Source organism: Rhodococcus sp. O3, assembly GCF_048897285.1.
Lineage (GTDB): Bacteria > Actinomycetota > Actinomycetes > Mycobacteriales > Mycobacteriaceae > Rhodococcus.
In genome coordinates, this window is the sequence record NZ_JBMBTE010000038.1 from 34,216 (window position 1) to 46,707 (window position 12,492).

At 66.4% G+C, this 12,492-nt stretch carries 9 protein-coding genes; 8 read left to right on the top strand and 1 reads right to left on the bottom strand.

Annotated elements, in window-relative coordinates; genetic code table 11:
• Positions 1–116 precede the first annotated feature (116 nt).
• Entirely contained in the window at positions 117–911 is a 795-nt protein-coding gene (locus ACN675_RS13225; protein WP_420751271.1) for a FadR/GntR family transcriptional regulator, read from the top strand.
• Between the two features lie 90 nt (positions 912–1,001).
• Here the strand turns inward: ACN675_RS13225 and ACN675_RS13230 are convergent, their stop codons facing one another.
• Positions 1,002–2,825, bottom strand: a complete 1,824-nt coding sequence (locus ACN675_RS13230; protein WP_420751272.1) for a 2-isopropylmalate synthase — start codon at positions 2,823–2,825, stop codon at positions 1,002–1,004.
• Positions 2,826–3,015: 190 nt separating this feature from the next.
• On the opposite strand from ACN675_RS13230, the gene ACN675_RS13235 reads away from it, so the two are divergent.
• The 7 genes from ACN675_RS13235 to ACN675_RS13265 all read left to right on the top strand — a co-directional run bounded on the left by ACN675_RS13235 (position 3,016) and on the right by ACN675_RS13265 (position 12,441).
• Positions 3,016–3,687 carry a FadR/GntR family transcriptional regulator gene (locus ACN675_RS13235; protein ID WP_420751273.1) on the top strand — a complete coding sequence of 224 codons (672 nt, stop codon included), beginning with the start codon at positions 3,016–3,018 and terminating at the stop codon, positions 3,685–3,687.
• Between the two features lie 415 nt (positions 3,688–4,102).
• Complete coding sequence (locus ACN675_RS13240; protein WP_420751274.1) at positions 4,103–5,635, top strand: SMP-30/gluconolactonase/LRE family protein; 1,533 nt, start codon at positions 4,103–4,105, stop codon at positions 5,633–5,635.
• 5 nt (positions 5,636–5,640) lie between these two features.
• The gene (locus ACN675_RS13245) at positions 5,641–6,486 is read left to right on the top strand and encodes an SDR family NAD(P)-dependent oxidoreductase (RefSeq protein WP_420751275.1); all 846 of its coding nucleotides are present in this window, start codon (positions 5,641–5,643) and stop codon (positions 6,484–6,486) included.
• A 29-nt stretch (positions 6,487–6,515) separates the two neighbouring features.
• Complete coding sequence (locus ACN675_RS13250; RefSeq protein WP_420751276.1) at positions 6,516–7,895, top strand: aromatic ring-hydroxylating oxygenase subunit alpha; 1,380 nt, start codon at positions 6,516–6,518, stop codon at positions 7,893–7,895.
• A 33-nt stretch (positions 7,896–7,928) separates the two neighbouring features.
• Entirely contained in the window at positions 7,929–9,755 is a 1,827-nt protein-coding gene (locus tag ACN675_RS13255) for a flavin-containing monooxygenase (RefSeq protein ID WP_420751277.1), read from the top strand.
• A 39-nt stretch (positions 9,756–9,794) separates the two neighbouring features.
• Positions 9,795–10,745 (top strand): SDR family NAD(P)-dependent oxidoreductase, encoded by a 951-nt coding sequence (locus tag ACN675_RS13260; protein WP_420751278.1) that lies wholly within the window; start codon positions 9,795–9,797, stop codon positions 10,743–10,745.
• Positions 10,735–12,441, top strand: a complete 1,707-nt coding sequence (locus tag ACN675_RS13265) for a thiamine pyrophosphate-binding protein (protein WP_420751279.1) — start codon at positions 10,735–10,737, stop codon at positions 12,439–12,441. Before ACN675_RS13260 ends, ACN675_RS13265 begins: the two co-directional genes overlap by 11 nt.
• The last annotated feature ends 51 nt before the right edge of the window (positions 12,442–12,492 follow it).

The window sequence follows — 12,492 nt, forward strand, 5'->3', positions numbered from 1 at the left end:
GACACTACGTCAATCCTAATAAGGATAGCAATACTTGATGTTATAAGACTGTCAATAATTGGAAGTATGACTCGACCTACGGATAGACTGACGCGCATGGATGAAAGGCGCACTTCGTGACGACCCCGCGGCGCGGCCGAGTTCCCCAGCGGCGCATAGCGGAAACGGTCGCCGCCGAGCTTCGCGACCACATCCTCTCGGACGACAACTATCGCCTCCCCACGCAGGACCAGCTGGTCAAGGACTTCGGCGTCAGTTACCCCTCGATCCGGGAAGCACTGCGCATCCTCGAGACCGAAGGGCTGGTCACGGTGCGTCGCGGCAACGTCGGCGGTGCCGAGGTGCACCGGCCGGACGAATTCTCGGCCGCCTACCACCTCGGCCTGGCACTCCAGGGCGCCCGCGTCACCCTCGGCGATCTCGCTGCCGGCCTGCAGAAACTCGAACCGATGTGCGCGGCGGAACTGGCGCGCCGCCCGGACCGCGCAGAGGTCGTCGTTCCGGCCCTCGAGGCCAACGTGAACGCGAGCGCCGAGGTGGTCGACGACGGCGTCGCCTTCACCCGGATCGCCCGCGAATTCCACGATCTCGTCGTCTCCTTCACACCCAACGTGACGGTGCGATACGTGGTGAGCAGCCTGGTGGCGCTGTGGTCGGCGCAGGAGGTCGCCTGGGCCGAGGTGCTCACCCGCCGCGGCGAGTACCCCTCCGAGGAGGACGCGCGGGAGGCGGTGCGGATCCATCGCCGGATCGTCGACGAGATCGCGGCCGGCCGCGACAGCGAGGCCGAACGCATCGCCCGCGCACACCTGGCCGCGACCCAGGCGATTCTTCTCGATCGCTTCGACGACGGCGTCGTGAACGCGTCGTCCGCGATGGCCCGGCAGGCGGGTCAGCGCCCCCGGATCTAGAGCGATCACCCGGACGGTGCTCACAGCACCCCGGCCAACCGTCTTCCGACCCGGCGCGGGTCGACGGTGACTGTGCCGTCGACCCACGCCTCATCCCGAGGCCACGACCTGCGCGGATGCCGGAACTATCGGCTCACCGTGCTGCTGCGGTCGCCGCGACCCATCGCGTGCGGCGCGAATGATCGCCTGAAGACTCGAGGTGAGCACGGAGCGATGGCGTCCTGCGGCCCAACCCGTGCCCTCGCGGCTGCGGCATTCGACCAGCGTGAAGGCGTCGGTGCCGTTCCCGGTACCGATGCTGCTCTGGTGGAGGCCGAGCACTTCGATATGGATGTCGTGCCGGGCCAGCGCGGCGGTCAACGCTTCGACAGGACCCACACCCTCGTGCACGCTGCGGTTTTCGGTGTCGCCGATACCCAGCGTGATCGTGGTGACGGTGCCGGTCACGTCGAAGCCGAGCAGCGCCGGGGCGCCGGGTACGTCCGACTGCGTGAGGTACGCGGCTTCGAAGATTCCCCACAGCTCGACCGGAGTAATTTCACCGCCGGTGGCGTCGGTGTGTTGTTGCACGTGGCGGGCGAATTCGGTCTGGAGCCGGCGCGGCAGTTCGATGCCGTATTCGCTTTCGAGCAGATAGGCGATTCCGCCTTTGCCGGACTGTGAGTTGACCCGGATCACCGCGTCGTAGCTACGGCCGATGTCGGTGGGGTCGATCGGCAGGTACGGCACCCGCCACTCGATCTCGGACTCGGGCCGCCCCTCGGCGGCGGCGCGAGCCTGATGCTCCGCGAAACCCTTCTTGATCGCGTCTTGGTGGGTGCCGCTGAAGGCGGTGTGCACCAGGTCTCCGACGTACGGATGTCGCGGGTGGATCTCGATGCGATTGCAGTACTCGACGGTGCGGCGGATCTCGTCGATGTCGGAGAAGTCGATCATCGGGTCGATGCCCTGCGCGTGCAGGTTCAGAGCGAGGGTCGCGATGTCGACATTGCCGGTGCGTTCCCCGTTGCCGAAAACGCAACCCTCGACCCGCTGAGCTCCTGCGAGGACGGCGAGTTCGGCGCAGGCGATCCCGGTGCCACGATCGTTGTGCGGATGCACGGACAGGATCACCGCGTCGCGGCGGGCGAGGTTCTCGTGCATGTATTCGATCTGGTCGGCATACACATTCGGGGTTGCGATCTCCACCGTCGCCGGAAGATTCACGACCACCGGCCGCTCGGAGGTCGCGTCCCACAGCTCGGTCATCGCGTCGCACACTTCGAGCGCATAGTCGGGTTCGGTGAGGTTGAAGACCTCGGGCGAGAACTCGAATCGCACATTCGGCAGATCACCGGCCAGTTCCAGCACGTCACGCCCGCCGGCCAGGATCAGTTCCTTCAGCGCTGTGCGGTCGCGGTCGAGCACGACGTCACGCCAGACCGGGGCGGTGGCGGTGTACATGTGGATGACGACCTCGTTGCCGATGCCGCGGACGGATTCCACCGTCCGCTCGATCAGGTCACGACGGGCGGGCGTGAAAACCACGATGGTGACATCGGGCGGGGCGATGTCGGTTGCGGCGACCAGCCGCACGAAGTCGAAGTCCGTCTGGGAGGCGGACGGGTAGCCGACTTCGATCTCCTTGTAGCCCATCGCAACCATCAACTCGAAGAAGCGGCGCTTGCGCTCGGGGTCCATCGGCTCGGCCAGCGCCTGGTTGCCGTCCCGTAGATCCACCGGCACCCACAACGGCGCCGCGGTGAGCCGATTCATCGGCCACTGCCGCTGCGTCAGGGGCACCGCGACACGCGAGAACACGTCGCAGTATCGGTGCGAGGGCATGCGGGAGTGCCGTTGCCTGTTCCAGCCGGGGGCATCGGCGGGAATCGGGCCGGCAGGAGTGGAGATGCGAGAGAACATGCTGGTGCTCATCCGGAAAGAGGTCCTTCGTCGATCGTCGTGGACGGGGACCGGCGCATGTTCGACTCCACGACGGGGAGCCGGTCCGGCTAAACCCCGCCGTGGCGGCGAAGGAGAAGGAATGCGAAGGAGCGCACGTCGGGAACAGTAGCACAACTCCTCAGACAAGTAGAGGGGTCGGGAGTTCTGCGATGATGGGATCATGACCCTCGTCCGCCGCGAACCTCTCGCCGATCAGGCTGCCGAAGTGCTGCTCGAGCGCATCCGCTCCGGAGAATGGCCCCTCGGCGCGAAGCTGCCCGGCGAGACGACCCTGGCCCCGCAACTCGGCGTCGGCCGCTCCACCGTCCGCGAGGCGATCCGCCAACTCGCCGGCCGCGGCATCCTCGCCACCCGGCAAGGCGCCGGCGTGTTCGTCGTCGCCCTCGACGCCCCCGAGGACTGGACGCGGACCGTCGCTCGAGCCGACGTCCGCACGGTCATAGAAGCCCGCATCGCCATCGAAGTCGAAGCCGCGGCCCTCGCCGCGGACCGTCGCACGACCACCGAACTCCGCACGCTGAAAAAAGCACTGCGAGAACGCGAAACCCACCGCGCGGGGATCGAAGAACACGTCGACACGGACATCGCCTTCCACCGCGGCGTCGTGATCGCCGCTCACAACCCGATTCTTCTCGACCTGTTCGACAGCTTCACACCCCGCAACCGCCAGGCCATGATCGAGATGCTCCGCGCCCGCGGCACATTCGGGGACGACGCCGATCACGCCACCCATGAACGCCTCTACGACGCCATCGCACGCCGCGACCGGACGACCGCTGCCACGATCACGCGCGACCACTTGACCTCACTCACAACGAAGCTCATCCGGTAACAGCCCCCACCGAAACCTCGTCGGCTTCCGAGCCGTACCCGATCACCACGAAGACACCTCCGGTTGCCGATCCCGCGACCGGAGCACGGTGTGCTTTCTGCACGTAATCACCCGCTCCCCGGCTCGACCGGATTCGGTCACCGCGCACTCGACACCCTCACCGGACCCCTCATCCTTATAAGGATAGTAATACTTGTAAAGCTCACCGTTTCGTGTCTACACTCGCCCTCGATGAAAGTGGCCTGCGTCACTCGATCCGGGATACGCAGCGCACCGTCGCGACAACACTCACACGAAATGCACCACCGAGTTCCGCACTTCGGAGAATCAGATTCTCGTCACGGGAGGGGACCCGATCTTGACAGCAGGGGCGCGCTACACCGGAACATCGACAAGGCTCACCGACGGATGGGCCATGGAACGACTCACTCCGCCGAGCCGACTGTTCGGCGCGAACGGTCTCCGTAGCGGCCCGGACGGCCGTATCTACGTCGCGCAGGTCGCAGGCAGCCAGATCAGCGCGTTCGACCCCGGGACCGGTGCACTCGAAACGATCAGCCCCAAGGGCAGCGACATCGTCGCCCCCGACGACGTCGCGTTCGACAGCCGCGGCGACATGTACATCACCGAGTACTACGACGGGCGGGTCAGCATCCGCGGCGCCGACGGCAGCACCCGCCTGCTGCGCCACGACCTGCCCGGCGCGAACGGCATCACGATCCACCAGGACCGGCTGTTCGTGAACGAGTGCCGGGTCGGGGGCCGCCTCATGGAGCTGAACCCGGCCGGCGGCGCGCCCAAGGTTCTCCTCGACGAACTCCCGATGCCCAACGGCATGGAGGTCGGGCCGGACGGCAAGCTCTACTACCCGCTGCTCGGCACGAACGACATCTGGCGCATCGACCCCGACGGTGGCGAGCCCGAACGCGTCGCCGGCGATCTCGGCGTCCCGGACGCGGTGAAGTTCGACTCCGAAGGCTTCATCGTCTCCACCCAGGTCGCCTCCGGCCAGGTACTGCGGATCAACCCGCGCAACGGCGACCGCACGGTCCTGGCCCAGCTGAATCCCGGACTCGACAACCTCACCTTCCTCGGCGACCGGCTGTTCGTGTCGAGCTTCACGGGCAAGGTCACCGAAATCCTCGCCGGCGGTGAGACCCGCGAGGCACTGTCGGACGGCTTGACCTGGCCACTGGACCTGACCGTCGGACCGGACGGAACCGTCTACATCGCCGACGGCACCTTCCTGCTCGCACTCGAACCGGGCGGCGGGACCCGCACTCTCGGAATGCTGTTCAGCCCCGGCTGGCCCGGCTACATCCGCGGGGTGACCGCCGTCGGCAACGGCGAGTTCATCGTCACCGGCGACGGAATCGTCTCCCGATACAACCCGGCGGCCGCCGAGAGCGAGGTCCTCGCCGACGGGCTCGAAGCGCTCTACGGAGTCGCGGTGTCCCACAGCGGAACCGTCGTCACCGCGGACCTGGGCGCGGGAAAGGTCTATGCCGTCGCGGCCGGTGAAGCCCGGGCCGTCGCCGACGGCCTGAACGAGCCGATCGGCGTCGCCTTCGCGTCGAACGGCACGGCCCTGGTCTCCGAAGCCGGCGCCGGACGGATCCTGTCGATCACCGCTTCCGGTGTCGACACCCTGATCGACGGCCTCGAACGACCGGAGGGCATCGTCGTCCACGACGGCACGCTGTTCATCGTCGACGTGGATGCGAAGACCCTCATCGGCGTCGACCTCGAAACCAAGGCTCAGCAGGTCGTCGCGCGGAACCTTCCGGTCGGCGCGCCCGCAGGGGTGACGCCGAAGCCGCTCCTCGGCCTGCCCCCGTTCTCCGGACCGCAGGGCCCCTTCGCGGGTATCGCCGCCGGACCGGACGGCACCCTCTACGTGTCGGCCGACGCAGAAGGCAGCGTCCTCGCGATCCGCAAGGTCCGGTGAGTGCGGTGAGCAACGAACTTCTCGGTCTCGACGGGCGCATCGTCGTCGTCTCCGGCGCCGCCGGTGGTGGTATCGGAACCTCGGTCACCCGGAGTGTCGCCGAAGCGGGAGCCACCGTGATCGCGGTGAGCCGCTCGGAGGAGAATCTCAACAAGCACATCGAACCCCTTGTCTCCGAAGGACTCCGGGTGGTTCCCCTCGCTGCGGATGCCTCCACCGACGAGGGCATCGCCGCGGTGGTCGAGACGGCTCGCCGGACGGACGGCGACCTGTACGGGCTCGTCAACGTCGCCGGGGGCGCGGCACCCGCCACGTGGATGCCGGCCACCCGCGTCACCCGCGAGGACTGGCGTGCACTGTTCACCCAGAACCTCGAAACGATGTTCTTCATGAGCCAGGCCGTCGCCGCCGAGATCAAGTCGCAGGGCAACCCCGGTTCGATCGTCTCGATCTCGTCGATCAGCGGCATGAACACCGCACCGTTCCACATCGGATACGGCACCGCGAAGGCCGCCCTGGTGGCCGCGACCCGCACGATGGCCGTGGAACTGGCCGTCGACGGCATCCGCGTCAACGCCATCGCTCCCGGCGTGACCGCGACACCGGCGTCCGGCACCTACGTCGACGAGGACCCCGAACGCGACCGGCGCGCCATCGCGATGGGCCGGCGCGGCCGCCCCGAGGAACAGGCCGGGGCGATCCTGTTCCTGCTCTCGGACCTGTCGAGCTACATCACCGGGCAGACGCTCCTCGTCGACGGCGGCCTGAATCTCAAGTGGACGCACATGGGCGCCGACCACACCTCACTCTTCCTCAAGGACGAATCCTTCCGCGCCGCCATCACCCGCTGACACGCACGTTTCACCAGGAGAAGGCTCACATGACCGACACAGTCGACAACATCCAGGACACCTCCGAAGCAGCCGAACCACTCTCGACGCCTCTCACGATCGGTGTCGAGGCGTACCTGTCCGAGGACTACGCCCGCGCCGAAGGCGACCGGTTGTGGGCCAAGGTGTGGCAGCAGGTGGGCCGCGTCGAGGAACTCGTCAAGGTCGGCGATTTCCTCACCTACGACATCCTCGACGACTCGATCATCGTCGTTCGCACCGGCCCCGACACCCTCCGCGCGTACCACAACGTGTGCTCGCACCGCGGACGCAAACTCGTCGACACCCCGGACGGTGCCCACGAGGCGCGCGGCTGTGCCAGGCAGTTCGTGTGCGGATTCCACGGCTGGCGTTACGACCTCGACGGCAACAACACGTTCGCGGCCGAGCGGGACGACTGGAAGGGCACGCTCACCGACGAGCGGTCGCGACTGGTCGACGTCAAGGTCGACACGTGGGGCGGCTGGATCTGGATCAACATGGATCCCGACTGTGAACCTCTACGCGACTACCTGGAACCGGCGGCCTCGCTGCTCGAACCGTTCCAGCTTCACAACATGCGCTACCGTTGGCGCAAATGGCTTGTGTTCGAATGCAACTGGAAGGTCGCGCTCGAAGCCTTCATGGAGACCTACCACGTGCCGTACACCCACCCGGAGTTCATGAACTTCGGCAATTTCCTCGGGTGGTCACGGGCGCAGGGCAAGCACAGCAACATCGGCTACGACGCCCCCAAGGGCATGGACGAACAGCAGGCGAAGCTGCGCGTGGGCAACGGCCCCGACGCCCGCAAGGCCACGATCGAGCTACAGAACTTCACCTGGGAGAACGCGAACACCAACACCACCCGCACCCTCGTCGACGCCGCACAACGCCTGCTCGACGAACTCCCCGAGGGCACTCCCCCGGACCAGGTGCTGCGGCACTGGCTCGATTCGGCACGCCGCGACGACGAGGCGCGCGGGGTGATCTGGCCGACGGTCGACCCGCAGGCGGTCGCGAAGAGCGGAACCGCCTGGCAGATCTTCCCGAACTTCCAGATCGGGCACGCGGTCAACAACATGCTCTGCTACAGCGCACGCCCCTACGGCTACGACCCCGACAAGTGCATCTTCGAAGCCGCTGTGTACGAACTGTTTCCGGCCGGCGAGGAACCCAAGACCGAATGGGAGTACACCCCCGCCGACGATCCGGGCTGGCGCACGGTGCTGCCCCAGGACTTCTCCAACATGGCCGCCGTCCAGCAGGGCATGAAGACCCGTGGCTTCTCGGGCCCGAAACCCAACCCGTATCGCGAACGCAGCGTCGTCAACCTGCACCACAATCTCGCCACCTACATGGGCACCGGCGCACCCCGCGACCTCGCCTGACCACCGATTTCCCCACCAACCGAGGACATTCACATGGAACCCTGCGCCCCTTCGCAGACACCCGAGGTCGATCAGGAAGCACTGCACCGGAAGTATCTCCTCGAGCGCGACAAGCGCCTTCGTTCCGACGGCCAGCAGCAGTATCTCGAGGCGGACGGCGAGTTCGAAGAGTTCTACACGGGAGACCCCCATCTTCCGGTCGAACCCCGCGATCCGATCGTCGGGGAAATCGAAGTCGTGATCCTCGGCGGCGGGTTCAGCGGCCTGATCGCCGCCCACCAGCTGAAGGAAGCCGGCGTCGAGGACTTCAGGATCATCGAACTCGGCGGCGACTTCGGTGGCGTCTGGTACTGGAACCGTTATCCGGGAATCCAGATCGATTCGGACGCTTACTGTTACCTCCCTCTCCTCGAGGAGACGGGTTACATGCCGAAGGAGAAGTTCTCCAAGGGCGACGAGTGCTTCGAGCACGCTCAGCGCATCGGAAACCACTTCGGGTTCTACGAGCACGCGATCTTCCACACCCTGATCCGGTCGCTGGAATGGGACGAGGAGATCAGGCGATGGCGTATCGGCACCAATCGCGGCGACGAGATCGCCGCCCGGTTCGTCGTGATGTGCCAGGGTCCGTACAATCGCCCGAAACTCCCCGGGATCCCCGGCATCGGGGACTTCAAGGGGCACACCTTCCACACCGCCCGCTGGGACTACGAGTACACCGGCGGCGACCTGCACGGTGGACTCGACAGGATCGGCGACAAGCGGATAGCTGTCATCGGCACGGGTTCGAGTGCAGTCCAAGCAATTCCGCACTTGGCGCGCGGGGCGAAGCACCTCACGGTCTTCCAGCGGACTCCGTCGTACATCTTCGAACGTGCCAACTACCCGACGGATCCGGAATGGGTGAAGAGCCTGAAGCCGGGCTGGCGAGCGGAGCGGCAGCGCAACTTCCACAACGCCGCGTTCGCGTTCTACAACCCGGGCGAGCCCGACCTCATCTGCGACGGCTGGACCGAGGTCGCACGTAACCTGGCCGCGAAGCTCAACGAGACCAACGGCTGGGGCGCGCTCGCCGATCCCGCCAAGTTTCTCGAACTCAAGGAGATCGAGGACTACAAGGCGATGGAGCGGTTGCGTCAGCGTGTCGAGTCGATCGTCGAGGACCCGGAAACGGCGGAGAAACTGAAGCCGTACTACCGAAACATGTGCAAACGGCCGGTCTTCAACGACGAATACCTGCCCACCTTCAACCGGCCGAACGTAACCCTGATCGATGTCTCCGAGACCAAGGGGGTCGAGCGGATCACCGAGAAGGGCATCATCGCGAACGGTGTCGAGCACGAATTCGACTGCATCGTCTTCGCCAGCGGATTCGAGATCACCACGGCCCTCGAGCGCCAGTTCGCCATCGCACCGTTCACGGGACGTGAGGGAACGTCGCTCTACGATCACTGGGGCAAGGGATTCCGCACACTGCACGGGATCATGGCGCACGGCTTCCCGAACCACTTCGCAACCGGATTCGTCCAGGGCGGTGTCACCGCGGCCACGACGCTGATGTTCGAGCAGCAGGCCGACCACATCGCGTACATCATCAAAGAGGCGCAGACCCGTGGTGTCACGCTCGTCGAGCCGACCGCGGAAGCCGAGGAGGGATGGGTTCAGACCATCCGTCAGTACTCGGTCGACAACAGCAAGTTCACGACGGAGTGCACTCCCGGCTACTACAACAGCGAGGGCGAACCGAACGGACGGTCCTTCCTCGGCGATCCGTTCTGGGGCGGCTTCTACGAACTCACCGAGCTGCTCGAGAACTGGCGCGGCACAGGTGCGCTGGAAGGCCTGGTGTTCGAGCAGTGACCGGCCGACTCGACATACCCTCCGCGAGAGGAGCGTTCGGTGCCTGATCTGCGATTCGACGGCCGCGTCGCAGTGATCACCGGCGCCGGTCGCGGACTGGGGCGTGCGTATGCGCTGTTGCTCGCGTCGCTGGGCGCGAAGGTAGTCGTCAACGACACCGGTGCGGCGATCAGCGGTGAGAGCACCGACGACCGTCCCGCCGACGACGTCGTGCGCGAGATCGTCGCGGCCGGAGGCGAGGCCGTCGCCTCCACCGATTCCGTCGCGACGGCCGAGGGCGGCAAGGCGATCGTCGATGCGGCCGTCGATCGGTACGGCCGCATCGACGTCCTGATCCACAACGCCGGCAACAACAGGTACGCGCCGCTCGCGGAGATGACCTACGAGGATTTCGACGCCGTGCTCGACGTGCACCTGCGCGGCGCGTTCCACGTAGTGCGCCCGGCATTCCCGCTGATGTGCGAGGCCGGCTACGGGCGGATCGTGTTGACGTCGTCGATCGGCGGCCTGTACGGCAACCATCGGGTGGCCAACTACGCCGCGGCCAAGGGCGGCATCATCGGGTTGTCCAACGTGGCCGCGATCGAAGGTGCCGAGCACGGCGTCAAGTCCAACGTCATCGTGCCGGCGGCCCTCACGCGACTGGCCGAAGGTCTGGACACCTCGCAGTATCCTCCGATGGATCCGGAGTTGGCGGCGCCCGCCGTCGGCTGGCTCGCACACGAATCCTGCTCGATCACAGGGGAAATGCTGGTGTCGATCGCAGGCCGGATCGCCCGGGCATTCGTCGCCGAGACACCCGGCGTGTACCGGCCGTCGTGGACGATCGAGGAGGTCGGTGAGCAGATCGACCCGATCCGCGACACGGGTGATCCGTGGATCCTGCCGACCCGGTCGGGTCACGTCGACCACATCATCAGAAGCTTTGCGACAGCCAACGGTGTCGACCCCGGCGCTGCCGTACAGAAGGGAAACACGCATGTCGGTTAAGGTCTACGAACGCATCCTGGACCTGTTCGAAGCCGAAGGCATCAACACCATCTTCGGGATTCCGGACCCGAACTTCGTTCACCTGTTCCATACGGCCGAGGAACGCGGCTGGAACGTCGTGGCTCCGCACCACGAGGAGTCCGCGGGATTCATGGCAGAAGCCGTCTCCCGCATGACGGGCAAGGCCGCGGTGTGCATCGGCACGCTCGGCCCCGGCATCGCGAACCTGGCGGGCGCCGTCATGTGCGCCAAGGTCGAGAACTCCCCCGTCGTCTTCCTCGGCGGGCAGCGCGCCCGCATCACCGAACAACGGGTGCGCAGGGGCCGCATCCAGTTCGTGCAGCAGGAAGCGTTGATCGAGAATTCCGTCAAGTACAGCGCCAGTATCGAATACGCCGACCAGACCGACGAAGTCATCCGCGAGGGTCTGCGCAAGGCGCTGTCGGGGACACCGGGCCCGGTGTACATCGAGTACCCGTCGCACATCATCCAGGAGGAGCTCGACGTTCCCCCGGTTCTGCCGCCCGAACGGTACCGGCTGGTGGGCCAGACCGCGGGCGCCGACCGTGTCGCCGAGGCCTCGGAGCTGATCCGGGCGGCGAAGCAGCCGGTGCTGCTCGTCGGGCACGGCGTGCACACCGCCCGCGCCGGTGAGTCGGTACGCCGTCTCGCCGAATTGATGGCGTGCCCGGTGATCCAGACGTCCGGCGGCACGTCGTACATCGAAGGGCTCGAGGATCACACCTTCCCGTACGGGTTCTCGCCGTCGGCGATCGAGGCCGTCGTCGAATCGGACCTGTGTCTGGCGATCGGCACCGAACTCGGTGAGCCGGTCCACTTCGGACGCGGACGGCACTGGCTCGCGAACGAGGCGAACCGCAAGTGGCTCTACGTCGAGCAGGATCCGGCCGCGATCGGCGTGAACCGGCCCATCGACGTCCCCCTCGTCGGTGACCTGCGGGCGGTGGTCCCGCAGCTCGTCGACGCACTGAAGGACACCCCGCGCACCGCGACGCCCGAGCTGGCCCGCTGGATCAGGGAGGACGCAGAGCGCCTCGCCGAGCTGGCCGAGACGGCGCCGTCCGGACGGACCCCGGTGCATCCGGCGCGCCTGATCGTCGAGGCCACCAAGGACTTCCCGAAGGACGGCATCATGGTCCGCGACGGCGGCGCCACCACGATCTTCGGCTGGACGTACTCGCAGGCCAAACCGCACGACGTGATGTGGAACCAGAACTTCGGCCACCTGGGCACCGGCCTGCCGTACGCGGTCGGCGCGGGTGTCGCCGACGGGGGCAAGCGGCCGATGATGCTCATCACCGGCGACTCGTCGTTCCAGTTCCACATCGCCGAGCTGGAAACCGCAGCGCGACTGAACCTTCCGCTGGTGTGCGTCGTCGCGGTCGACTACGCGTGGGGCCTCGAGGTCGGCGTGTACAAACGCACCTACGGGCACGGCTCGCTCGAGACCGGTGTGCACTGGAGCACCGAGACCCGCTTCGACAAGATCGCCGAGGGCTTCGGCTGCTACGGCGAATACGTCGAGAAGGACGAAGACATCGCACCCGCGATCAAGCGGGCCTACGCGAGCGGCAAACCCGGTGTCGTCCACGTCGCGATCGATCCGAAGGCGAACTCCGAGGAAATGCCGAGCTACGACGAGTTCCGCACCTGGTACGCCGAAGGACAACAGTGACAACCGGCTCGAACCACGACATCCCGAACCACGTCACTTCGAACACCGCCG

Excerpts from the sequence above, each read along its gene's own strand:
- ACN675_RS13255 (WP_420751277.1), top strand. The coding sequence starts at position 7,929 with ATGGAACCCTGCGCCCCTTCGCAGACACCCGAGGTCGATCAGGAAGCA.
- ACN675_RS13230 (WP_420751272.1), bottom strand. The coding sequence starts at position 2,825 with ATGAGCACCAGCATGTTCTCTCGCATCTCCACTCCTGCCGGCCCGATT.
- ACN675_RS13265 (WP_420751279.1), top strand. The coding sequence starts at position 10,735 with ATGTCGGTTAAGGTCTACGAACGCATCCTGGACCTGTTCGAAGCCGAA.
- ACN675_RS13250 (WP_420751276.1), top strand. The coding sequence starts at position 6,516 with ATGACCGACACAGTCGACAACATCCAGGACACCTCCGAAGCAGCCGAA.
- ACN675_RS13235 (WP_420751273.1), top strand. The coding sequence starts at position 3,016 with ATGACCCTCGTCCGCCGCGAACCTCTCGCCGATCAGGCTGCCGAAGTG.
- ACN675_RS13240 (WP_420751274.1), top strand. The coding sequence starts at position 4,103 with ATGGAACGACTCACTCCGCCGAGCCGACTGTTCGGCGCGAACGGTCTC.